This is a genomic window from Mesomycoplasma hyopneumoniae J (assembly GCF_000008205.1).
Lineage (GTDB): Bacteria > Bacillota_I > Bacilli_A > Mycoplasmatales > Metamycoplasmataceae > Mesomycoplasma > Mesomycoplasma hyopneumoniae.
Window position 1 is genome coordinate 416,156 of record NC_007295.1, and the last position, 24,837, is coordinate 440,992.

Here is a 24,837-nt window from a genome sequence, read left to right on the forward strand (position 1 = left end):
CTGACCGTTTGTGTGAAATTTTACATTTTTCATTATTGATTTTTTATAAATTTCCCTAAATTCTTCTGCAAAATGTAAAATTTTGCTTTTAAAACCTTTAAATTCCACAATTTTGCTGTATGCAATTTTGTCTCAACTGTTAATTTTAATTGTTTCATTTTAACACCTTTTTTGAATCAACTAAAACCAACATACTAATTTATAGTTTATCTAATTTTACATTTTTTTGTCTAGTCTCATTTTTTATAGTAAAACTTAACTCATAAACAATTTGTAAAGGCAGGCCGGATTATGAGGTTTAGCATTTCACCAAGAGAGTTTCAAAAGGAAGACAAACAATTTTATTAGACTATAAAAGCAAAAAATATTTTCCTTTTGTAAGCGGATAAACTGGCTTAGAAAAGAAAAAATCCTTATAAATAAAGGATTTTTTCAAGATTAAAATATTAAACTATCAGATGGAATTTTATATATGGCGCGCCCGGAAGGAGTCGAACCCTCAACCTCTTGGGCCGTAACCAAACACTCTGTCCAATTGAGCTACGGGCGCAATAACTTTTGGAGGCACCAACCGGACTCGAACCGGTACATCAAGGTGTTGCAGACCTATGCCTTACCATTTGGCTATGGTGCCAGAAACTAAAAATATTTTTACATTGAAATTATAGCAGAAAAAATTAAATTTCAAAGAAATTATTTTTTTATTTTTCTTGCTGTCCCAAAATTCGGATTAGAAGTTCGATTAGCTCCTGTTTTTTTAAATCTTGATATCCAGAAATTTCTAGTTTTTTGGCAATTTCATATAAATTTGTCAATGGTAATTTTTCAAGTGCAATTCTAATTTTTTCCGTTTTTGAAATTGGTTTTTCCGTTTTTGCATTATTTATTTCATTATCAACATTTAAATCAGAAGGATTTGTAGTATTATTTTGGTTTGTCTGATGCGGATTATTTTGAGCCATACTAAAAATATCCATATATTTTGAGTAAGTTTGGGGATCATTTTTTAGTTCATTAATTTGTTTTTCAAAGATAATTATTGAATGTGATAGTCGAAAAATTGATTTAATTTTCAAAACTCTTGTATAAAAATAAGGTATTAAAAAGAAAACAAGCCCGACAAGAATAATCTGAATTACTAAAATTAGAATAAAATATTTGTCATCTTTTTTTAAATCTTTAATCATTGACACTGTTGAATGCAAAATTGAAATTAACGACAAGCTAAACCCGATTAAATTTACAAAAAAAGACCGATTGCCAAGACTAGCAAAATCCTTTTCTTTATAAGAAATAAAAAGCGAAATGATATAAAAAAATAAGGTAGCACCAGTAAATAAAATTGACAAAATTGATAAAATAAGTTCAATCCTTTTGGAATCAAAATTTAATATGATTTGCACCCCTAGTAAAATTGCAAGTAAAGCAAGTAAAATAGGATAGGTAAAAATTCAAATCCGATATTGTTTTTTTTCATTTTTTCACAATTCTGCCACTGACGGGATTTTTTTATTACCAAATGGATTTCCTAAAATCATAAAGTCCTTAAAAAATTTTATTTATTTACATATATAATTATAATTCAATTTTTATTAAATATTATAAAAAAATAATAATTTTAAGCAATATAAATTTGCTCTTTCGTCTTAGTTAAATAAAAGTTCCTATTATTATATGAAAAAACCCGGAATTACACCGAGTTTTTTCATATGGTGGAGGTGCGGGGAATCGAACCCCGATCCAAATAAAAAAAATTAATAGAGTCGACAGTTTAAATTTATATAGAAATAAAAAGTTTATTTAAAATTAAGAATAAGTAAAGGAGTAAGCATTCTTAAATAAAACTAAGGAGGATAATCTTATAAGTTTGATAAGTTTGATTATCTAAATTTAAATATTTTTCAAGTTACAGAAATGGGAGGCCCGTATACATGATAAAATTTAAATTTTTAAGGATATATTATAATAAATTGATTAAACGTATGCAAAATTTAATTGGTTATATGATAAAAATGGGTAATCAATTTTTGCTTCGTTTGGAGATTTTTTTGAATTTTTTGCGTTTTGATTATTTCGGTATTATGGTCTACCAAACCACTGCATCTTAGAAATTTTTTTTAATTGTCAAAACCAAAACACCCCCATTTATATTAGATATTTTTTTAAAAAAAATTGTAAAAAAAGTTTTTACAAAGTTAATTATAACATAAATTTTAAAAAAATTAATTTTTTTCTTTGCTTTTTTTATTAGCTCAAATGATAAAGTAGAAAAAGGTATGATTGTGTTAATTTTTTTAGTTTTGATATCGTATATATAAACAAATTTGGAATAATAAACCAAAAATGTATTATCGTGAAATAAAATCCTAATTTTTAATATTTAATTGAATAATTTTATTTAAAAATTTAAATTATTTGGTATTTGATATTCCTGCTGGGAATCAATTTTTTGTTTTCTTATATTTTTATTAAATTGATTTTTTACTAAAGAATCATCTCAATTTGATTCAATTTCCAGTTAATAATAATCTAAAACTTGACTTTTTATAAAAAAAATTAATTTATTTTTTGGGCCTTAGCTCAAATTGGATCAGAAAAACCGTAGTTTTTAATAACGCCAATGATTTTTTTTTCACTATCCTTATTATTGCCATAAAAATTGTCATCAAAACCTAAAAATGTTATTTTCTTATTCATTATTCTATCAATTAAAATATTTGCAAGCTCAACAATAAATCACTTTGTAAAATTATTTACAAGGTCAAATTCAATAAGTAAAATTTTAACATTTCTTAATTTATCTAATAAATTTAGTTTATTTTCATAAATATAGTGACTAATTTCCGACAAACTAAAAAAACCAACATTATTTGAGTTTTTCGCAAAAATAATAGCAAAAGATTTTAAAAGTTCTGAACGTTGAATACTATCCCCACCTTTTAAATAAATTAATTTATGGGTAGTTATCATTTTTTTAAATGAGTTTTTATATTGTTTTAATGGTAGAATTTTTTTAGATTTTGGGTAATTTTCTTTTACATATTTAGCAAACTTTTCAGCATTTTTAAAACTTATTTCTGGTAACAAAAAGTAGTCAAGCCATTTTTTCTGAACAAAATTTTCATTATAGATAAAGGTAGTTTTACTCACAAGCCTTCCAGTGAATAAATTTCGCACTATTTCGTATTTATAATTAGGTTTGCTTAGAAATTGGATTGCTAGCCAAAAAAGATCAAGATTTTCGATAAATTCTTCTTTAGTAATTGAAAGATTTTGTATTCATTTTGCAAAATAAGGGTTTTTCTGTGCGGAATCATAACTAAAATCAAGTTGCTTTTCATTTCTCATATTGTGTTTGCCTATTTTATTTTTGTTTGTTAATAATTGATTATTGAATTATTATTTTGATTTTTTAAATTAAAAATTATTTTCTTAATTTTCAGATTATTGTTTTTTTATTAGTTAAAAATACGCTATAATTGCATTAAAAATTTACCTTATAAAAAACTAAATTAATACAAATTTGATAATTTAATATTTTTTTCTTTAGAGTCAACCTTCACCTGAATTTAATTCATCAACAATTCAGTCAATTTCCCCTAAATTATTTTTTGTTTCTAAATTTGAAAATTTACTATTTTTTTCAAGTTGTTTTTCATCTTCGATGTAAACTAAATTATTTTTGTTTTTCAAAATAAGTAATTTTTGACTATTTTTCTGTTTCTGTTTAAAAATTTCTTTTAATTCAATTTCAACATCTTTCCCATTAATTATTTTATTATCTCATAAATCATCAAGAATTTTTTTCATATAATTAAAAATTATTTGATTATTAGTTTTATAACAATAATCAATTACACAGTTAATTGCATAATTTGAAAAATTCCTTTCATTTTGGTATGCTTTTAATGCATTTCGCACCCGTGGTCGTATTATTTTTTTTGCTAGATATAGATGATAGTCCTCAAAATCCAAGCCTTTTTTTGCTTTTTCATTATCAAAATCTTCTGGAAAAGTAAGTAAATTATTAATTTTTTCGCTATTCAACTCAAAGAGTTCATAAAATTTTTTTGAAAGATTACGTAAATTTAATGTATCAATTTGCTTATTTTTACTAATTTTTTGTGTATTTTTAAATTTTTGAATTAAATTTGTATATGTGGATAATGTTATTTTTTGAACAATTAATGATTTAAGATATGGATTTTTATCGATTTGATTTGAATTCAATGGAGCCTTTAAATTAATAAAATATTTTTTTTGTTCAGAATCATAAAATGTTTCAATCAAATTTAGTGATTCTAAAATTTCCCGATTTTTATTAAAATTTTCAAAATTAATTTCAAAAATTTTTTCTAAAAATTCATAATCCACTGTCTCATCAACATTTTTAATACTTAAAAGGTATCGAAATAATGTAGAGCATTGCGATCCAATAATCGGATAATAAAAGTATAACAAGTTATTTAAATCATTTTTGTTAAAATCAAATTTAGAAATTACAAAACAAGGATGCATAATATTTACAAATTTTATTATTATTTAAAAATTTTAGAAAAAAATTTTAGGAAAAATCCCGGTTTTTTCCATTTTCGATTGGAGATTTTGACATCGTAAAATTGAATTTTGCCCGTGTTTAGGGCCTGATTTTTTAATTTAATATCGTTTTTGACTTTTTTTCTTTTAATGTTTAAAAGTTGTTGTTTTTTACTGGTATTAATTCAAACCACCTTTGAAAAAAATTTGCCGAAATTTGCATTCTTTGTTCATAAATTCGGTATTTCAACAAAATGATAATGATTTTTGCTTAAATGATTTTCTAAAAAAGGGTATATTGATTTTTCGATCAGATCGCGATTTTGCTTACTTTTTAACATAAAATTACGAATTTTATTCTTATTAACGATATTTTCATTAATAAAATCTGGTCTGATTTTCTTGATTATTTTAAAACATTCTCCGCTAGCTAAATAACAATTATGAAAAAATTCATCTGTATATAAGACAGAATAACCAAATTTTTCAACTTTCTTCAAAAAAGTTGTCTTCCCACTGCCGTATTTACCAACAATTGCCGCAGATTTTGGCTCTAGAATGAAATTATTAATTACTTTTGCAACCCCAAATTTTCGTTTATAACCGATAAAATCAGCATTTTTTTTAGCATTTTTTGCACCTGATTGCATAATTATTAACATTTTTACAATTTTTTTTGTTGAAATATCATTTTCGGAATCACCAATATGTAAGGCATAATCTAAAGAAATATTGCTAAATTTAGTGATAAATTCGACTGCTTTTCCTTTTGAAGCGCTAATATCCGTAATTTCGATAACTCTAAATTTTCTAATCAGGCAAATTTGAAGATTATCAGAAAATATTTTTTCTAAAACGTAAGCAAATTTCTTAATTTTTCAAATATTAACCGAAAAAATCAAAATTTTTCTAACATTTTCAGGGACCAAAATTTGCCTAAATGGTCTAAAATCGAAACTTTTTAAAAAAAAGTTCAAAAATTTTATAAACAAATTTTTGAAAAAAAATACTTTCGAGTTAAATGAAATTACAAAATTAAATCTTTTTGTAATTTCAATAATTTTACTAATAATTTCTTGTTTAATTCCAGTTTTAAAAAGTGTGCTAAAATTTTTATCAAAAATTTCAGCACCATTTTGACAAATATAAAATTTTGCCTTAATTTGTCTACCAATAAGGGCAACTTTGGAATTAAATTTTCTTCCTGTTGAAATTACAATGATACATTTATTTGCTAATTTTCTAACAGCATCCGAATTTTTCTTTGAAATTCATGCTTTTCTACCCCTGCCAATATCTAAAAGTGTGCCATCAAGATCAAAAAAACAAATTTTATAGAACATATTTAGCTCAATTTTTTAGATTTTTAACTATAATTATAATAAAAAGTGGTAAAATTATTACTTAATTTGAATAATTATTTGTTTAGATTTCTTAAAAAGTTTTAAAAAACTATATATTATAATATAATTTTAAGGCTACAAGTTAAGGATTTTATTTTTATGAAGAAACAAAATATATTTCAGAAAATTGCTAATTTAAATTCTAATATAAACCAGGAAAAACCAAAAAAAACTCCAAAAAATAACAAAAAAGTTTGGATTTCAATTATTGCTGTAGCAGGTTTTCTAACTGTTATTGGTTTAGGTGTTGGAATTCCGCTAGTTTATTCAAATGTTCCTAAAAATTTTTTATATAAAAGAGATCCAAAATTAGATATTATCCTTCTTAAATCGCCAAAAAGTAATAAAAACCTTAAAGTTGAAGACTTATTAAGTGTTTTTAGATCCAATCATTTAAAACAAAAAGAAAATTTAGAAGAGGGTCAGAAATATTTAATCGAATTTCTTTATAATCAAGAATATCAAGCATCCAAAGTTTTCCAGGCAGCTTGAGAAAATTCTAATTCAGATAAAACGACCGGGAATTCCCGTAATTTTGCTCTTGAATCATTTGCTGAAATCCGTGAAAGTCAAGTAAAATATCTTCAAGATGAAAGAGCTAGATACCAGAAAACTTTCGGCTTTAATAATTGAGAATCTGAATTTAACAAATATCTAAATTCAGATTCTCGTTTTAATAATGCCATTAATTTTGATCAGGCAGTTGATGCTCTTACAATTGAAAAAGCTCGTGATGTTGCTTTTGGCCGATTTAAACTTAGTTTTAATAAAAATTTTACCAAAAGTGATATTCAGGACCGGGTATTAAATGATGATATCAAAGATGAAAAAGGCAAAATAGTCTATAAAAAGGGTGATAAATTATTTAAAGATATTATCGAAATCGGCATAAATGGCTTTATTCCAAATATTATAAATAACCAAAATAATAAAACTGAAGAGCAAAATGTGACTGCTTTTTTAAGCAACTCTTATATAAAAGAGTATATGAATCCCCAAAAAATTATTAATGAGATCTATTTTGATGAAAAAGCGCCTTTAAAAGGAAATTTCAATTTTTTTGAAATTTCCCAGATTAGCATTAACGCAAAACCAAATAATAAGGACGCAAAAACACCTTGGGATCTATCAAAACAAACACTTGAAGAATTATTAACTTATAAAATTCTTAAAACAGATGATAATACCGAACTTGCCCTAAAAGTAAGTAATAATCTTGAATTAATTGAGAAATTTCAAGGCGGAAATTCTGAAGATAGTAGCCAAAATAATCAGGACAAAATTCTGCTTTCAACAATTGATTATCAAAAAAACAAAGAAAATGCTGCTGTTTTTGGTAAACAGCCAATTGCATCTCTTAATCAAATTCTTAATAATAACGAGGCTGGTTATGTTTTTGCTTTCCTTGGCGATTTTGAAAATTCAGAGAAGACTGATAATCTTTTTAGCAAAGTTTTATTTGAAAAATTAAAACTTTTAGTTTTTAAAAATAGTCCAAGTTTGTTAGTTGAACCTAGTTTATTAAATTCAAAGTCAATTACTGAAATCAAATCCTTAAATGAAAGACTAAAAAACTTCATTCAGGGACTTTCAGATAACGAACTAAAAGAAGCTGGCAAGGCTTTCTTAGAAACTTTTGGGGCTAGTCAAAATGATACGCGTACCAAATTAGTCTATAAAATACGGGATAATTTAAATGTTGTCCTTGATTCAAGTGGGATGAAAGTGCTTGCTTATAATAAAATTGCAAGTCTTGAAGAATTTAATGAAATTATTAAAAAACAGTTACAATTAAGCGCAAATAATCAGGTGGATCCCAAACAGGATGCAACAATTAATTTAGACCAACTTTTTGCTGATATTTCCAATAATGATTTCATTCAGGCGCTATTAATTCGCAATTTAGAATATCTAAAGAAGCTTTCCGAGGCAAAAAAAACTCAATCAGAACAAGATAAAACTGAATTTTTAGAATCAATTAAACAATCTGCAGCTAATTATTTAAATTTTTATATTCTTGATCAGGTTTTAAAAATCAATGCAAAACTTCAGGATTATATCTCAAATGCAACTTTAAATGATTTAAATGCCGATTTTTGGTATAATAATCAAAATGAGCGTTGGGAGCTAAGATCAGATCCAAATACTGAACTTCGTCAAGCGATAATTAAGCGGCTTGAAAGCTTGTTTAAATTTAGCTATTAAAAGAAAGGATAATTTGTGAAAACTCGATTCAAAAAGAAAAAAAACTGGTATACATCTCTATTTTTTCTAGTACTAAATTTTTCCTTTCTTAGTCTTAGTAGCTGCAGAGTTATAACTGAGACTTCAGAAAAAGCACAAGAAGATAAAAAAATTAGTTCTGAAATTGTAAAAAATTATATCGAGAATGCTTTTGTTGAAAACATTTTACAAGAAAATGTTTTCAAAACAACAAGTCCAAAACTTGTTTTAGAATTTGAAAATACAAATTCGGAATTTTATAAAAATACAAAAGAAGCTTTTAATTTTTATCAAAAATACCAGGTTAGCCTTGATCCGACTTTTTCACTTAAATTAGTCGCTGATCTCCAGGAAAAAAACGCACTTTCAAGCGCAGATTTTGCCATTCTTTCAGCCCAGGCAGGTTATAATAAATTATTTGATAGTCAGGCTTTTATTATTTTATATAAAAATTTTGCTACTGGAATTTCCCAAATTGTTAATAAGATGCTTTTAGTAAAATATTATCTTGTTAGTCTTGGACCTGATTTAATAAAAGATTCACAAATTTATAAGGATGGAATTGCAGCTTCAGCCTCTTTTACAACAAAGGAAATTTTTGAAAATATAGACCCAAATTCTCCTGATTTTTTCCTAATTCACCTACTTTTAACGAAAAATCCGGTTCAAATTTGACAATTTGAATCAAGTGATCAAAGTAGTATTTCAACCTTTTCACAACTAAAAGTTAAGGATCTAAACTCATTTAACAACCTTTTACGCAGCGAAAATATTACTTCAAAACTTACAAGAAAAGAAAAAGACTTTGAAAAATTAGCAAAAAATGATAGTCTTGATACAACAAATATGCTTGGATATGCCGGGATTTTGTATCGTCAAGATGCAAATTTAGCAGATTTAAGCTTTCAATTTGAAGATTTACGCAAGCAAGGCGAAGTCAAATCCGGCTTTTTAGATCCACAGTCAAATCGAATTTGATCTTCTGAACAAATTAGAAATTTTAGCCTAATTAATAAAGCGAAAATGTTTCCAGTAGAACTAAGGCCAAATTTTGACTTTAAAACAGGTAAAGATAAGGTCCAAATTTCTGATTTTGAAATTAAAAATGATAACAGTCTTCCTGAGGCAAAATATAAAATTAAAGCAATTATCCCTTCTCGAGAAGGTTCTGGTAATAATTTTTTTGTTAGTGTAATTGTTGAGATCGAACTTGGTTCAGCAAAATATTTTTATAATGTTGATGTTAGTTGGGATGAGACAAAAGCATATTATTATCCTGAAATTAAACCCCAAGGTGAAGATCTTCCAAAACTTAGTCAAGGAATCCCAACAACTTTTAAAGATCTTTCAAAAATTTCGGTTAAATACGTTAATAAATTAGCGCCTTTATATGATAAAATAGTGCAAGGCGAAAACGGAAAACGAGCCTATTTTTCTCTTGAAAATACACCTTGAAATACCCAAGAACAAAAAATAAAACTCGCTTATTCTTTATATTTAGCCGATGAGACCGGAATTTATCGGGATGCAAAAAACTTTTTTGAAGGACTTGGTTATAAAATTGAATCAAAAGACGAGATTATCAAACTAGATTAGCGCTAAATTTTACTAAATTAGACAGGAAATTATGGAAAATACTACTTTATTTCTAGATATAATTGCAAAAAAATTACCAGCAAAAATAATTTATGAAGATGAAAAAGTTATTGCTTTTTATGATAAATTTCCAGTTTCACCAGGTCATTTTTTGGTCGTACCAAAAAATTATTCACGAAATTTATTTACAATTAGCGATGAGGATTTTACCTATTTAATCAAAAAAGCACGTGAATTAGCACTTGTTGAGCTAAAAAAATTAAATGCAATAAGTTTTAAATTATTAATCAATAACGAAAAAGAAGCACAACAAACAATTTTTCATACTCACATCCATATTATTCCGTTTTATAAAAAAGATTAACTAGCTAATTATCACAATTTAAAAAAACCAAAAAAATTTGAATTTTTGTTTTTTTTATTCCTTTTTTAAATAAACTTTATTGATTTGATCAACTAAATTATATCTATTTGTCTTAAGTGCAATTCCCGAAGACATATGCGAGGTTAAACGAAATTGATCATAAAAGAGAGATCTAACATTTCCATTTATTGTTAAAATCGATCCATTTATAAAAGCTAAAGTTCCATCGGCATTAAATACACCTGAACCTGAGGCTCCTGGCCCATTAGAAGCAAAAAAGTTTGCCGAAATTAGTTTAGGGTTTTGTGGGTTCCTGCGGAAATTAACACCTTTAAAAACGTTTTTTGAAATTAAATTATTAGCCCAAAACATCCCAATTTTTGTTGTATAATCAAAGTCTTGATCATCTCAACTTTGTTCAGAAATTTTAGTTGGTTTTAATTTTGAAATTTTTTCTCAATATTTTTTAAATTCATTAAAATTTGATACAAATTTCTCAAATTTTCCATTTGCTAGGGTATGAATTGTCTTAATTAAATCTTGATGATTGGTCTGAAAATATTTTATTAAACTTTCAGTTTCACTAATAAATTTTGAATAATTAAAATAAAAAACAGCAACATCCAAACCTTGATTATCAAAATTAGGAACTTCAAAAAAGTTGTTATATAAATTTTGCATATAATCAGTTAATTCTTTGATTTTACACTCTCGACAATCAACCGGGAAAAGTTCTTTGCCATTATCTTTGAGTCATTTTGTTTCCCAAAGACGAAAAAGAATCCGATTATCTAGTTCTTTAATTTTAAAGTCATCATAGTATTGTAAAAATTTTTGTAAGTTAGCATTAAGGGAATTACCGGTAATTTTGGTATTCATTACTTTTCAAAATGGGCCACCGTTATGGTAAGGATATAAAACGTGTCTGTTAGTTAAAAAAGCGGCTTTTCCGGAATTAGCGTTTAAAAAAACTGCAGTTCCAGGGGCAAACCGAATGTTTCGAGTAAAAATATTTGCATATCTTTTTTCTTCAAGACTATCTGATTTAAATCCAAAGTAAGGTAGAATATAATAATTTCCTAGTCTATTTGGGTTAAAATAGGAATAATAATTTGCTTTTGCATTAACATTATCGACTAAATTATTATTCATTTTTTTTATTAGAAAAATATTTAAATTATCATTTTTCTGACCTAAAAAAGTAGTTTCATTTTCTTTTTTTATAACATTTTCCCAATTTTTAAGCTGATATTTATAATAAGTTGGCGTTTTAGCAATATTTTTTACCTCATTTTTGCTAAAATCGCTTTCGCTGGCTTGTGTTAGTTCATTAACATTAATTTTTGTTGAATTTGGATTTACCTTAGCAAAATCAAAACTAGTTTGGTCTGATAAATCACTTGTAGATTCGGACCAAAAATTGCTATCAGTGGTTTGATTATTTTCCGTTCTTTCTGTTTTTTCTGTTTTATTTTGGCTATTTACTACATCTTTTTTTTGGGTATTTTCTTCAACTGGACTTACTTTTGATTCTTTTGTTGGATCTAATTTATCTTCACTTTTTTCGGGAGTTTCTTCACTTCTTATTTCCGGTAATATTTTTTTCTTAGTTTTGCTAGATTCAATTTTATAAGTACAACTTAGAACTAAAAAAGGACTTATAGAACTTAAAACTAGAAAATATTTTACCATTTTTTTCATAATAACTCTCGCTTTTACATTAAAAAATTATCAATTTTTACTTTTTAAATTTTAATTCTGTTAAATTAAAAAACATAATTAAAATTATAACAAAAAACAAGTAAATTTATTTTTTATTTTAGATATGCCTTATAAATCTCATCAACTAAATTATAATCCTTAGTTCTTAGGGTAAGTGCAGATGACATATGCGAAGTTAGCCCGAATTGATCGTAAAAATAAGGCCCGATACTACTTACACCTAAAATTGCTTTGTTTAAAAATGCAAGCGAACCATCAGTGTTAAAAATTCCACTTCCTGAGGCTCCTATTCCGTTGGCTGCAAAAAATTTTGGTGTAATTACATTTGGATTGTTACTTGAATTTTCTTGATCTTGAGGCTCAGGAGAAAAATAAACTCCTTTGAAAATATTTTTTGACACAAAATTTTGTGCCCAAAACATCCCTATTTTTGTTGTATAATCAAAATTATCAGCTTCTCATATTTTATCAGAAATTTTAAGAGGTTCAAATTTTGAAATTTTTTTTCAATATTTTTTAAATTCATTAAAATTTGATACAAAATTATCAAATTTTTCGTTAGCAGGTAATTCAATTGAATTTACAAATTCTTGACCTTTTGCCCTAACCCGATTTATTAAATCTTCAATATCTTTAATGAATTTTGCATAATTAAAATAAAAAATTGCAATATCTAAATTATTATTTTTAAAATCATGCTTTTCTTCAAAATAATCATCATATAAATTTTCCATATACCTATCCAACTCGTCAATTTTGCCTCAAGCGGGATTATACGGAAAATTTTTATCATCAAATCATTTAATTTCTCAAAGTTTAAAAAGAATGCGATTATCAAGTTCTTTAATTTTAGAATCATCATAATATCGCATAAATTTTAGATAACGAGGATTGATTTGGTTATTTTGGTCTTTTTTATTCATTAGTTTTCAAAAAGTTTGAACTGAATCACCAATAACGTGTTTGTTAGTTAGAAAAGCTGCTTTTTCAGAATTAGCATTTAAAAATACAGCTGTTCCAGCGCCAAAACGGATATTTCTTGTGAAAATATCAGCGTATTTTGTCTCTTCAAGTGAATCAGATCTAAAACCAAATCAAGGGAGTTTATATAATCTAGATTCTATCCCCCCCAAGATAAATTAAAATACGTAAAAGGATTTTTTTGGGCTCTAATATCGCTAACTGAAATATGTTCTGTATTTTTTAGTAAATAAATATTTAAATTTTCGCTTTCTTGACCTAAAAAAGTAGTTTGATTTTCTTTTCTTATAACATTTTCCCAATTTTTAAGCTGATATTTATTATAAACTGGAGGTATTGGCTCTAAGGAGTTTTTATCAGTCTGACTTGGATCTAATTCTTTAAAATCAGTTTGATTAGTTTGTGATAGTGAATTAGTATTAATTTTTAGTGAATTTTGATTAATTTGAAAAAAATCAAGACTAGATTTTTCTTTTTCTTGATTTTTTTCAAGTTCAGGTAAAATTTTATTTTCTTGTTCTTTCTTTTCTTGGTCTAAGCTATTTGCCTCCTGTTTTTCTTCAGTTTTTTTGGTAATATTCTTTTTAGAATCAATTTTATCATTACAACTTAGAACTAAAAAAGGACTTAATGTGCTTAAGATTAACAAATATTTTAGTGATTTTTTCATATTTTAGAACCCCTTTAAAATAAAAAATTTAAATTTTTTAAATATTATTTTAATTTTATATTATAATATTTTTTTATTAATAATTAAAATTAAATTTACAGAAACGAGATAAATATGACGCTTAAAAGTTCGCGAAAGCTAGGTTTTTTTGCAGCCCTGTCAATGTTAGTAAGCTCGGTTGTTGGAATCGGGATTTTCTTTAAAAATCAAAGTGTTGCGGATATAACAGGATATAATGGTTATGCTTGACTTTTTGCTTGAATCATCGGTGGCATAATTTCACTTTTTGCGGCAATTACTTTTTCAGAAATTAGCTTTTTAAAACCAACAAAGCTCAACGGGCTGCCAAATTGAACCTGACAAACCGCTGGTAAAAAAATGGGTTATGGTGTTTTATTTAATTATAGCTTTTATTATTCAGGAATTCTAAGCATAGTTTTAGGATTTTTTTCTTCTGAAATAACAATTTTCTTTCTTCAAACAGCAGGGGCTGATATTAATGTTCCAGTTTGAGGCCATCTAATAATTGGGACAGTTTTTTGTATTTTTTTCACTAGCCTTAATTATATTTCAATAAAAACATCAGGATGAATTGCGCTTGCATCAACAATTTTAAAATTTATTCCTTTAGTATTTGCAGTTTTTGCAGGAATTCTATTTCCAAAAACTTATAATGCCGGCGGTTCTAATGCCTTTGTTCAAACAGCTACAAATAGTTTTAATTTTGCAAAATTAATTCTTGCTTTGCCTCCAGTTTTATTTGCATATGATTCATTTTTATCTGTTGGTTCAATTCATAATAGGATCGAAAAAGCAAATAAAAGAGTTCCAATAATTATTATAGTTGGGATGATAATTATTGCGGTTGTCTATACTTTGATTGGTTTATCATCTGCATTGCATAATCAGGGCACAATTAGTGGCTTGATTAGTGATGTTTTTCCAAAAAGTTCTGCAAAATCAATTAGTATTTTTGTTGGATTTTTCCTACTAATTTCTACATACGGTGTAACAAATTCCCTTAGTGCAACCTATGTAAATTCAGTTACTGATTTAGTTAAATTAAATGCGATTGTTGGCGCATTTAGTCTTAAAAAGAAAATGAGTCAAGTAAAAGTGACGATTTGTTACCTTACAATAATTTTATTTTTTTGGGCTTTAATTATTTATATCCCTTCAGTTTCTGTACCTTTTCCATCTGCTAATAATTCTGGTTCTGGTTATGGTACTGATGTTGTTGTTGATTCGATGTCCAATTTTCCAACATTAATTTTTATGTGAGTTTATATGGCTGTTATTATTGCTTATGCACGAAAAAGAAAACAACTTATGGATTCATCAAAGCAAATAAATAAAACATTATTTTGAACAGCTGCAATAATTTCTTCTATATTAATTCTTACAGCTATGGTTGCATATATTTATGCACAAATTGATGCTGTAACAAATGAAAAAAATTCAAGTTCAGGTTCTGGTGTTTTTGCAGCTAATGGGCTTATTTTAACAAATCAGGGAAATTTCTTAATTCTTATTTTTCATTTATTTGTTTTTAGCACCCTCCCTTTCATAAATTATTTATTAATAAAAATAGTTGATAAAATTAATGTACTTGATTATTTTAAAGCTAGCGAAATTGAAAATTTAGAAAGCAAAACAACCACTAGAACATAAACTTAAATTGTTAATAAAATAAAATTATCACATAAAAAAAGCGCTAATTTAGTGCTTTTTTTATTGAATTAGAACAAAAATTTTATTTTAATATTTATTTTTCTATTAGTAAGACTTTAAAAAACCCTTTAATTTATAGTATTTTTTATTTATGTTGGTTTTAATAATTTCATTTTTATAAAAAAAACTTTTTATTCTATTTTTAGGTAATTTTTTTATAATTTATAAAATTTAATTTTAACAGGGAGTCAAAAATGGACTTTTTAAGTAAAAAGTTTCTTTTTTGTGGTTTTAATAAGCTAAATAAAATCACTAAAAATTTAAAAAAAGACTATAAATTTATAGTCTTTTTTTGTTTTATGGTCGATAAAATTATCTAAAGTGCATAAATAATTAATCCAAGAATTAGACCTGCTAAACTAGGAGCAATAATCGGATTTAAGGAATAAGAAAATCCAAAAATCTCTTGCCAATTTTTAATGGCAGCAAATTCCTTTCTTCTTTTTAAAACTAGATTAGCAAAAAGAAAATAAACTAATCTTGGGCCAAAATCACGGGCGGGATTAACTGCATATCCAGTCGAAGATCCTAGTGAAAGTCCAAGTGAGAGCACAATTAGTGCAACAATTACTGGTTTCATTGTTGAAAAAGTTTTATTTAATAAAAAAATTGCTGCTAATAAAACGGTAGTTCCGATAAATTCATAGAAAAAATTAGATATATATGATTTTTTAAAAGCAGGGCTAGTATGATGGCAGGCAGCGATAATTTCTGCTTTTGTTTCCTTTATATGACTTCAGTTGATAAAATTTAGAATAACTTGAGCAAAAATTGCCCCTAAAAACTGAAAAGGAATCAGCGCAAGTAATTCGCTATTTTGAAAAATAATGCCAAAAAATATTGAAACTGCCGGATTTAGATGAGCCGGCGCATTTTCGATAATTCCATTTGAAATAATTATTCCTAAAAGTACCCCAAGAGCTCAACCTAGTGCAATCACAATTCATTTCCCAGATTGATTTGCAAACATTTTAGTCGCATTTACACTATAATTTACGCCATTTCCGAGTAAAATTAGTATCGCAGTCCCAAGAAATTCTGATAAAAAAAAGAGATTATTCATCTTGGATTCCTTTTTATTTAATATCTTTTTTCCAATTTAGCGTTTTTCTAACAGCTAAGTCCCAATTGGAGGTTAATTTTTTTACCATAAATTGGTCAAATTCAGGGACAAAAACTTTTTCAGGAACTAAAATTTGCTTTAATTCAGCTAGTGAATTCCAAAATTTGGCATATAAACCTGCAAGAAAAGCTGCTCCCATTGCTGTTGTTTCAATATTTTTTGGCCTTTGGATTTCAACCTGCGAAATTGATGCCTGAAATTGCATTAGATAATCACTTTTAGAAACTCCACCATCAACTTTCATCAAGCTGATTTTTGTTCCTAGATCTGATTCGATCGCCTTAATTAGATCATTTGCCTGAAATGCAATTGATTCAAGACTTGCTTTGATAAGATGTTCTTTTTTTGTTCCCCTTTCAAGTCCAAAAATTGCCCCACGCGAATAGGAGTCCCAATAAGGTGCCCCAAGTCCGGTAAAAGATGGAACAAGAATAATATGATAATCATTTTTTTTAGCTTTTGAGACTAAAGAATCGCAATCTGAAGAGTTTTCAATCAAAGAAAGTCCATCTCTGAGCCACTGGATTGCGGCTCCGGCAATAAAAACTGATCCTTCAAGTGCGTACTGGATTGGATTATTTCCGATTTGTCAGGCCACTGTTGTAAGTAAATTATTCTTTGATTTTATTAGTTTTTCACCAGTATTAACTAGCATAAAACATCCGGTTCCATAGGTATTTTTAACCATTCCAAATTCAGTTGCAAGTTGACCAAATAAGGCCGATTGTTGATCACCGATTAGTGCATAAATTGGTACTTTTGCTTTTGCATTAATTGATCAATGAAAAGGAGAAACAAATCCAAAATCATCTGCTGATGCTAAAACTTTTGGGAGAATACTGTAAGGAATTTCTAAAAGATCAAGAATTTTTTGGTCTCATTTTCGTTTTTTTATATCAAATAACATCGTTCTTGAAGCGTTTGTTATATCAGTTGCATGTACTTTTCCGTTAGTTAATTTTCAAAGAAGTCAGCTATCAATTGTTCCTGCTAAAAGATTACCAGCAGCTAAAACTTCCTTTGCTTTTTTAACATTTTTTAAAATTCAGCGAATTTTTGTCCCGCTAAAATAAGGATTAATAATTAGACCTGTTACTTCTTTTATATAATTTTGATAACCTTTTTCAATTAAATAATCACAAAAATCACTCGTGCGGCGATCCTGCCAGACAATTGCATTATAGACTGGCTCGCCATTTGTTTTATCTCATAAAACGACAGTTTCCCGTTGATTTGTTAGTCCAAGGGCAACAAAATCAGTCGATTTTAACCCTGCTTTTGTTTTTGCTGCCTGCATTGTATAGACCTGAGTATTCCATATTTCAATCGGGTCATGTTCGACTCATCCTGATCTGGGAAAATGTTGACTAAATTCTTTTTGGACAAGCGAAATAACCCTACCTTTTTGGTCAAAAATCAAACTTCGACATGAAGTTGTCCCCGAATCGAGGGTGATAATAAATTTTTCAGCTGTATTTTTTAGCATTTTTTTAAATCCTTTCAATTTTTATATATTTGAATTATAACATTTTAATCCAAAGTAGCCCTGTGAAATTAACAATTTTGTTAATTTTTTAATTATTTTTGAAATTAAATCTTATAAAATAATAAAATTTAGAAATTTCATTATTTTTTTATAAAAAAAATTTATAATTCTTCCTTCTATGATATAATAATTTCAGGTAAACAGAGGTGTCCATTTTTGGGCTGAGAAAAACTCTTATTAGTTGACCTAGGTAATGCTAGCGGAACGAGTTTGTCTTTTTTTAATTGAATCGTCATAAAACACCTTAGTTTACTGAAATTTTAAAAGGAAAACTGATTTATGATGGTTAAAATAAATAAATTTAATTCGAAAAAAAAGCATTTTTTTAAAAAAATAACTTTTTTTTCGTCATTTTTTCTAAGTTCACTGCTTTTTATTTCAGCAGGCTGTTCATCTACAAGTAATGAAAAAGTAGCACAAGTAGCAGATCTTGAAAAAAATTGAGATACACAAGTAAATCTTGGTCTTGGTCAAAGTTGATTTGAGGCAAAATCAAAAGATCCAGATCGGGTTTCAAAATTTTTAGAAAATTTGAAAGCCGAGTTTAATAAATTAAAAAATGCAAATCCAGATACAAAGGATTTGCCAAATGTAAATTTTGATTTTGTCGGCATTGATGATTCAAAAACTAAAATATCACAACTAAAATCTTCAGATAATTCAACTTCAGCGATTGATTTTGCAATCATTGATGCTACCACAACAATCGAAGACGATCCTGAAAAAGAACTTTATAACGGACTGCAAACTTTAACTTGAGCTTTTAAAAATAGTTCTGATAGTCCAGTTTTTTATCAAAATGGGACTAAAAATGATCCTTTACGCCAATCAGCTAAGGAATTAAGCGATCTTTTTAATAAAATTCCCTATGATCAATGGAAAAGTACTCAAGAAGGCGAGCAAAAATGAGACGGTATTGCCTATCGTTTTTTATATGATAACTCTAGTCCAAAACGGATAATTTCATATTATCGAGGGATGATTATGATAGCAGGAGATGATTCAACTCGCGAAGAGATCAAGAAAGCCTGAGATCAAAAAGACTGGGAAAAATTTCGAAATTTTGGAATTATCCACGGAAAATTAACCTCAGCTGGCAAATTCAAAATGCAAAATTTTATCATTAAGAAACATTTTGGTGCTAATTTTCCAGCAAAAAGTCTAAATGAAGATAGGATAAACCATCCGGATAAATATCTTCAGGCTTATGGATCTTCAATTGGACAAGATCCAAAATATAAAATTGCCTTTGATGATGAAGCTTCATTTGCTTGAACTGAAAGCAAAAATGATAAAAAACAGTATTATTCAAACGAAAAAGACGGAAAAATTGAGATTTTAAGCCTAACTAATCCCGCTTCATATGATATTGGTTCATTCCGTCCAAGTTTTAATAAAATTCAGGCCGATATGATTACTGAAGCTTTTGTAAATCTTGCAAAGAACGACAATGATAGTTATGGACCAAATGTTGGTTATAATGGATACAAAAAAATAAATCAAAAAGATCCTGAATTTCGCCGGATTTATGCAGAATCTAACTAAAAAATTCTGTCTTGAATTAAAAAATTTTTCTTATAAACATATTAAAAAAAGCAAAAATTTAGTAGAAAATCTAAATTTTTCTCTTTGTAGTGGTGATGTTTTATTTGTGATTGGCCCAAGTGGTCAGGGCAAATCATCCTTGTTTTTAGCACTTTTTCAGCATATTTTAACTTCAGGCGAGTTAATTTTTCAAGGAAAAAATTTATTAACAGAGTCAAAAATTAATAAAAAAAAAGTGGCCAAGTCAATTGGATTTTTAAGTCAGACGGCTACTTCAATTAATTTTCAGAGTGTTTATGCAAATTTAGTCAAAAATTTGCCAAATTATAAAAACATTTTTTATAATTTATTTGCAATACCAACAAAAAAACAACACCTAGAAATTGAAAAAATTCTTGATAAACTAGGGCTAAAAGAAAAGATTTACGCAATTTTTCAGGATTTATCAGGCGGTCAACAACAGCGGGTAGAAATTGCAAAGCTGATGTTACAAAATCCAAAAATCATTCTTGCCGATGAGCCAACTTCAGCACTAGATCCGAAAACAGCAACCAAAATTATCGATTTAATTATTGAATTTGGAAAAAAAAATAATTCAATCACATTAATTATTTCACATAGCATTTTTTTAGTAAAAAACTATAAAGAAAAAATATTACTTATTAATGAAGGTAGAGGAAAATTTTATAACTCATTTTCTGAAATTAATGAAAATATGATCGAATTAATTTTTGGTGAGGAAAACAATGGCTAATTTATTCCCTAATAAACCTTATCAAAAGTTTAAAAAATCTAGAATCATCCTATTTTCGATCTTTATAATTTTATTTATTATTTCTTTTTATTCAATTTTTTCCAAAATTAATAATAACGGCTGAAAAATTTTTCAGAAGAACCTTAGTAATTTATTTAGTTTTTCAAATATTCACCCTTATTATAATGATTCAATTTTTGCTTTAAGTTTTAAATTTTTATGAATTACGATTAAATACACGCTTGCTGGAACGTTTTTTGGAACAATTTTTGCTTTTTTTACTGCAATTTTTAGCTCCCAATTTATTAAAAATAAATTAATAAAAATCCTTATTTGGTGAGTTATTATAATTTTAAAAAGCTTCCCAATTATTTTTGTAATCGACCCGATGCGGCTAATTTTCGCCCCAAAATTAGCAGCTTTTTTAATTATTTTCTGATTTAGTTGAATTTGACTACACCGTTATTTTCATTCATTTTTAAATTCTCTTGACTTAACTAGTTATAAAAAAGCAGTTATGAGAGGCCAAAATTGGTTTATTTCCTTTAAAAATGAAGTTTTTCCCTTTGTGGTCAACAAATTTTTTGGGCTTTTTTTGTTTAGTTTTGAGGCAAATATCCGTTGAACAACAATTATTTCGGCAACTGGGGTTATCGGAATCGGAATTTTGATCAATGATGGTATTCAAAATTCAGCTCTAGGCTGGAAAATTATTGGAATTCCCCTTTTAATTCTTTTATTTTTTACTATTATTTTTGATTTTTTAATTATTTTTTTTAATAAATTTATTCTACATAAAAAATCTGTTGACATCCGGCAAAAAAATTCTTTTATTTTATGAATCAAAGTCAATTATGACCGAATTTTAAAGGCTTTTTTTATAATTTTTTTATTAATCTTAATCATTATTAGCCTTACTGATATTGAAAATTGATCGGTAAATACTTATCAAGTCAAGCGTTTTTTTAATTCCTTGTTTGTTTTTGATTGAGAAGTTTTTTTACTTGGTAAATTAGATAATCCTCTTTATATGATTTGACATTTCTTTTGCCAAATCATTGTTTGTTTGACAATAATTGCTTTTATTTCAATTTTTTTTGCAATTATGGCAAACGAAAAATTAAATAATTTACCAAAATGACTGATTTTTAAATTTCTTTTAAATCTCTTTCGAATCATCCCCTCAATTATTATTTTCTATCTTTTTGTTAGTTTCACGGTTAGACCTATTTTGTGAGTTACCTGTTTAGTTGGTTTTAAAAATGGAATAACGATGGCAAAAAAGCTCAATGAGACACTAAATTCGCTTGACTGAGAGAAATATCAACTTTTAAGATTAAAGCAATGAAGTAAAAAAAAAGCAATAATTCATTATATTTTTCCTTCAATTTCTCAAGAATATTTTAAATATTTAACTATTGAAATTGCTAATTCAGCACATGATTTACTCCTTTATGGAATTTTTGGTGGTTCAATGCTTGGGCTTAAAATTTCAACACTTTCACAGACAGGAATATCCGGTGACCGTGGTGGTTTTTTTACTTATTCATGGATTGCTTGATTTTTGATATTAATTATTGAAGTTACTCTGGCTCTAATTGAAAAAAATTATTTCAAAAATTTTCTCTATTTGAATTCAAAATTTTGGAATATTTTACTAAAAACAGTAAGACCGAAATTTTTCTCAAGATTTAAATAAATATCTAGTTTAGTTTCTTGAAATTAATAAAAATAGGAAAAATATTTAATTTTTCCTATTTTTTTCTTTTTTTTCAAAAAAAAGCTTAAAAAATTTAATTTAGGTAAATGCGGAAAGCACATATTGTTAGTTTGGTTATTCTAATTGGCGGATTAATCGGTTTTGGTTTTATAACATATAAATTACAATCACATATCACTCCAAAAAAACAAATTGCGATTACAATTTCTCACGGGGTTCGCAATCCAGGAACTAAATTTTTCGACTATGGGGTGAATTGACGGAAAGTTTTTCAAGAATTTGATGTTATCCGTGGTTATGATATTAGCAAATATAACCTTGATTTAACAGTGAAAAACGATCAACAAGTCGAACTAAAACCAAGTGGTTTTTTAACAAAAATTGAGAAAATTTCGCTTAAAAATGCGGAAAAATTAAAAATAAGTCGAGAGATAGTTGAAAAAATCCGTGATTTTTTAAAAGAAAATAAAAATAAAAAATTAACTTGAAAAGAATTGGAGTGAAAATTAGAAGTTGATTTTGAAACACTAAAGAAGCTGCAAGAAAATTTTACTCTTGACTAGCAGTTTTTCTTGGGCTAATTTTCCTGATTTTAACAGTTGATAAATTTAATTTTTTATGAATAATTTTATTGTTTTTTCTAATTTTTTTTCTAATAATTCTCTCTGAGTTTAAAAAAATTCTTATTTTTATGTTTTTAGCGGGAATTTTTTTAATAATTTATTGACTAATGACACCCAAAATTGATAATCAAGCTCTAAATTTTGAAGCTAAAGTAGTTGATAAGGTGAGTTTCGGAAATTTTGTTGAATATAAATCTAATAAAATTTTTATTCGGGGACAAAACCAGGAAATTGGAACTAATTTATGAATATCAGGTGTATTATCCCGCCCAAGAAATCAATCAGATTTTGATTTAGTAACATATTTAAAATCAAAAGGTTCACTTTTAGTTCTTGATAATCCAAAAGTTACCGTGCTTGAGACATCTAAAAATATTTTTACAAAAATAAGAAATTTTTTTAAAACTGATGGTAGATATTCAAAACAATTAATCCCGATGATTTTCCTAGCAGAGACACCTCCAGAAGCAAATGATTTTCGAAAATGACTTGTAAATCTTGGTATTTATCAAATCTTTGTTATTTCAGGTTTTCATATTAACCTTTTTAAAAAAGCAATTTTTGGAGTTTCGAAAGCTTTTAAAATCAAGCCTTTTATTTATAAGCCGATTTTTTTTGCTTTTTTATTATTTCAGTTATTTCTTTTTAATTTTGCTGTTTCTTTTTTAAGGGGTTTTATTTTTTGAAGTTTAATTGAGATTAATAAACTATTTTTAAATAAAAAACTCAATAAAATTGAGCTATTATCAATTAGCGGGATAGTAATTTTATCAACAAATCCGTTGATTTTTTATTCAATTGGTTTTGTTCTAACTTTCACAATTTCCTTTGTTATTTTAATTATAAATCAAATAAGCTTTTCGAAAAAATGACATAAATTTATAGTGCAATTTCTATTTATTAATTTTTTTAGCGCTGCTTTTTCTGCCTTTTTAAATTCCCAATATAATTTTATTGCCCCTTTAAATGTAGCATTGTTTACTCCATTTTTTACGCTTTTATATACAAGTTTGTTTATTTTTATTTTCAATCCAATAATTATTGAGTGAATATGTAAAAGTTTTATTCAAACGGTTGAATATATTAACGATTTTCAGTTTCTAACTTGAAATATTAGACCAAGCTTATCATTTTTGCTTTTTTCTTGTATAATTTCGTTAATATGTTTTTTGTCTTTGGAAGTGACAATTACATTGTCCAGAAAGAAATTTCAACAATCGCAGAATCTGAAAATTCTAAAATAATTAATTTTTTCATTAATGATTCATATGAATTTATTAAGAAAAATATTATTAATTTTTCGCTCTTTGACAACAAAAAAACCTTTGTTTTTAATGATTTTTTATACTTTTCAACTGATGAGAGCGCAAATGAATTTTTAATTTCAAAAATTAAAAATACAAATCATACAATTATTTTTAAGTATATTCTTAATGAAAAAAATTCTCTTTCTATAGTTAAAGACTCAATAATTTATAAATCTTTTTCAGATAAGGCAAAAATAATTCATACTTTGGAAATTAACCAAAAGAATATTCTTGATTTTATCAAAATTAGCCTAAAAAATTTAAAAATTAACTTAAAAACAAGTGAAATTATTGAGCTTGAATCACGCCTGCCTTTTAATGGTATGATAATTCAAAGTGAATTACTAAAACTAAAAAGTCTAAATTTACCAATAAATTCTAAGATAATTCATAATTTTATAAGCGATTATTCACGCCATTCAACATGAGGTTTTATTAATTCATTTGTAAGTTTGGATTTAAAAAACACCTTCGGATTTTACCGCCAAAAAATATTAGAAGGTCAAACTTTAAGTCTGTTAATTGGGCAGATAAATGCAAAATTAACGCTTAGTTTTTTGATTTATCTTGAAAAAAAGCTTGGTCATAGCAATTTAGAAATTTCTCAGAAAATGGGAATTTCTAATTTTCAAATAAACAAAGCAATCGATTTATATACCAAAATTAGTATTGAAAAACTTGAAAATATGATAATAAAACTGGCAAAATTAGATACTCTAATAAAAAAATCACAAGTCAATGATAAATTAGCTTTTGAATTGTATCTACTTGACCTCATTAAATAGTTTTTTTTGGTTAATTTTTTTGTTTGTTCGGGAACAAGATGAATAACTTAGAAAAAATAATAGATTTTTTTGTTACTTTTTCAAAAAAAAATGTATAATGAGGGTAAATGTTGAGCACAACCGAAAATTATTTGTGGTTATTTGGTCAAAGTTTTACAAGGATTGGCCGAGATAATTTTGATAATTTTTTGTTGTGCTTTTTTTATAA

At 26.5% G+C, this 24,837-nt stretch carries 18 protein-coding genes, 2 tRNA genes, 1 pseudogene and 1 riboswitch; of the genes and pseudogenes, 10 read left to right on the forward strand and 11 right to left on the reverse strand.

The window, feature by feature from the left end; all coding sequences use genetic code 4:
• Positions 1 to 32: 32 nt before the first annotated feature.
• The 7 genes from MHJ_RS03990 to MHJ_RS01875 all read right to left on the reverse strand — a co-directional run bounded on the left by MHJ_RS03990 (position 33) and on the right by MHJ_RS01875 (position 5,879).
• Positions 33 to 158: a hypothetical protein gene (locus tag MHJ_RS03990; RefSeq protein WP_258556645.1), complete on the reverse strand. Its 126-nt coding sequence runs from the start codon at positions 156 to 158 to the stop codon at positions 33 to 35.
• Between the two features lie 315 nt (positions 159 to 473).
• A tRNA-Arg gene (locus tag MHJ_RS01845) sits at positions 474 to 550 on the reverse strand.
• 9 nt (positions 551 to 559) lie between these two features.
• A tRNA-Cys gene (locus MHJ_RS01850) sits at positions 560 to 634 on the reverse strand.
• Between the two features lie 67 nt (positions 635 to 701).
• Complete coding sequence (locus tag MHJ_RS01855) at positions 702 to 1,538, reverse strand: Rho termination factor N-terminal domain-containing protein (protein ID WP_011206194.1); 837 nt, start codon at positions 1,536 to 1,538, stop codon at positions 702 to 704.
• 1,018 nt (positions 1,539 to 2,556) lie between these two features.
• The gene (locus tag MHJ_RS01865; RefSeq protein WP_014579804.1) at positions 2,557 to 3,348 is read right to left on the reverse strand and encodes a hypothetical protein; all 792 of its coding nucleotides are present in this window, start codon (positions 3,346 to 3,348) and stop codon (positions 2,557 to 2,559) included.
• A 198-nt stretch (positions 3,349 to 3,546) separates the two neighbouring features.
• A complete protein-coding gene (locus MHJ_RS01870; RefSeq protein ID WP_044284644.1) occupies positions 3,547 to 4,518 on the reverse strand; it encodes a DnaD domain protein in 972 nt (323 codons plus the stop codon).
• A gap of 20 nt (positions 4,519 to 4,538) precedes the next feature.
• A complete protein-coding gene (locus MHJ_RS01875) occupies positions 4,539 to 5,879 on the reverse strand; it encodes an HAD-IIB family hydrolase (protein ID WP_011284119.1) in 1,341 nt (446 codons plus the stop codon).
• A gap of 159 nt (positions 5,880 to 6,038) precedes the next feature.
• On the opposite strand from MHJ_RS01875, the gene MHJ_RS01880 reads away from it, so the two are divergent.
• Genes MHJ_RS01880 through hinT form a run of 3 tightly spaced genes read left to right on the forward strand, consistent with a single transcriptional unit; the run spans position 6,039 to position 10,122 of the window.
• A complete protein-coding gene (locus tag MHJ_RS01880) occupies positions 6,039 to 8,144 on the forward strand; it encodes a HinT-interacting membrane complex protein P80 (protein ID WP_044284645.1) in 2,106 nt (701 codons plus the stop codon).
• Positions 8,145 to 8,159: 15 nt separating this feature from the next.
• Complete coding sequence (locus tag MHJ_RS01885) at positions 8,160 to 9,758, forward strand: HinT-interacting membrane complex lipoprotein P60 (RefSeq protein WP_011284121.1); 1,599 nt, start codon at positions 8,160 to 8,162, stop codon at positions 9,756 to 9,758.
• 31 nt (positions 9,759 to 9,789) lie between these two features.
• Positions 9,790 to 10,122: a histidine triad protein HinT gene (gene hinT, locus MHJ_RS01890; protein WP_011206200.1), complete on the forward strand. Its 333-nt coding sequence runs from the start codon at positions 9,790 to 9,792 to the stop codon at positions 10,120 to 10,122.
• A 54-nt stretch (positions 10,123 to 10,176) separates the two neighbouring features.
• On the opposite strand, the gene MHJ_RS01895 is transcribed toward hinT, so the two are convergent.
• Together MHJ_RS01895 and MHJ_RS01900 are read right to left on the reverse strand one after the other, a co-directional pair.
• Positions 10,177 to 11,823 (reverse strand): Mhp366/Mhp367 family surface (lipo)protein, encoded by a 1,647-nt coding sequence (locus MHJ_RS01895; protein WP_044284646.1) that lies wholly within the window; start codon positions 11,821 to 11,823, stop codon positions 10,177 to 10,179.
• 113 nt (positions 11,824 to 11,936) lie between these two features.
• Positions 11,937 to 13,495: pseudogene (locus MHJ_RS01900) on the reverse strand (Mhp366/Mhp367 family surface (lipo)protein).
• A 114-nt stretch (positions 13,496 to 13,609) separates the two neighbouring features.
• Between MHJ_RS01900 and MHJ_RS01910 the strand changes: the two are divergent.
• Positions 13,610 to 15,166: an APC family permease gene (locus MHJ_RS01910; protein ID WP_011284125.1), complete on the forward strand. Its 1,557-nt coding sequence runs from the start codon at positions 13,610 to 13,612 to the stop codon at positions 15,164 to 15,166.
• 376 nt (positions 15,167 to 15,542) lie between these two features.
• Here MHJ_RS01910 and MHJ_RS01915 read toward each other — a convergent pair whose 3' ends face one another.
• Together MHJ_RS01915 and glpK are read right to left on the reverse strand one after the other, a co-directional pair.
• A complete protein-coding gene (locus MHJ_RS01915) occupies positions 15,543 to 16,289 on the reverse strand; it encodes an MIP/aquaporin family protein (protein WP_011284126.1) in 747 nt (248 codons plus the stop codon).
• Between the two features lie 13 nt (positions 16,290 to 16,302).
• Positions 16,303 to 17,835 (reverse strand): glycerol kinase GlpK, encoded by a 1,533-nt coding sequence (gene glpK, locus MHJ_RS01920; RefSeq protein WP_011284127.1) that lies wholly within the window; start codon positions 17,833 to 17,835, stop codon positions 16,303 to 16,305.
• A gap of 192 nt (positions 17,836 to 18,027) precedes the next feature.
• Positions 18,028 to 18,120, forward strand: a riboswitch (TPP riboswitch).
• A 54-nt stretch (positions 18,121 to 18,174) separates the two neighbouring features.
• Between glpK and cypl the strand changes: the two genes are divergently transcribed.
• The 6 genes from cypl to holA all read left to right on the forward strand — a co-directional run bounded on the left by cypl (position 18,175) and on the right by holA (position 24,629).
• Complete coding sequence (gene cypl / locus MHJ_RS01925) at positions 18,175 to 19,440, forward strand: ABC transporter thiamine pyrophosphate-binding lipoprotein p37/Cypl (protein ID WP_011284128.1); 1,266 nt, start codon at positions 18,175 to 18,177, stop codon at positions 19,438 to 19,440.
• Entirely contained in the window at positions 19,424 to 20,194 is a 771-nt protein-coding gene (locus MHJ_RS01930) for an ATP-binding cassette domain-containing protein (RefSeq protein ID WP_011206207.1), read from the forward strand. The genes cypl and MHJ_RS01930 overlap by 17 nt, the downstream gene beginning before the upstream one ends.
• A complete protein-coding gene (locus MHJ_RS01935; RefSeq protein WP_052259109.1) occupies positions 20,187 to 21,893 on the forward strand; it encodes an ABC transporter permease subunit in 1,707 nt (568 codons plus the stop codon). Before MHJ_RS01930 ends, MHJ_RS01935 begins: the two co-directional genes overlap by 8 nt.
• Positions 21,894 to 22,000: 107 nt before the next feature.
• The gene (locus MHJ_RS01940; protein ID WP_011284130.1) at positions 22,001 to 22,477 is read left to right on the forward strand and encodes an MAG0490 family ComEA-like DNA-binding protein; all 477 of its coding nucleotides are present in this window, start codon (positions 22,001 to 22,003) and stop codon (positions 22,475 to 22,477) included.
• Between the two features lie 167 nt (positions 22,478 to 22,644).
• Positions 22,645 to 23,781 carry a ComEC/Rec2 family competence protein gene (locus MHJ_RS01945; RefSeq protein WP_232039529.1) on the forward strand — a complete coding sequence of 379 codons (1,137 nt, stop codon included), beginning with the start codon at positions 22,645 to 22,647 and terminating at the stop codon, positions 23,779 to 23,781.
• Complete coding sequence (holA, locus tag MHJ_RS01950; RefSeq protein WP_014579818.1) at positions 23,700 to 24,629, forward strand: DNA polymerase III subunit delta; 930 nt, start codon at positions 23,700 to 23,702, stop codon at positions 24,627 to 24,629. Before MHJ_RS01945 ends, holA begins: the two co-directional genes overlap by 82 nt.
• Positions 24,630 to 24,837: the final 208 nt, after the last annotated feature.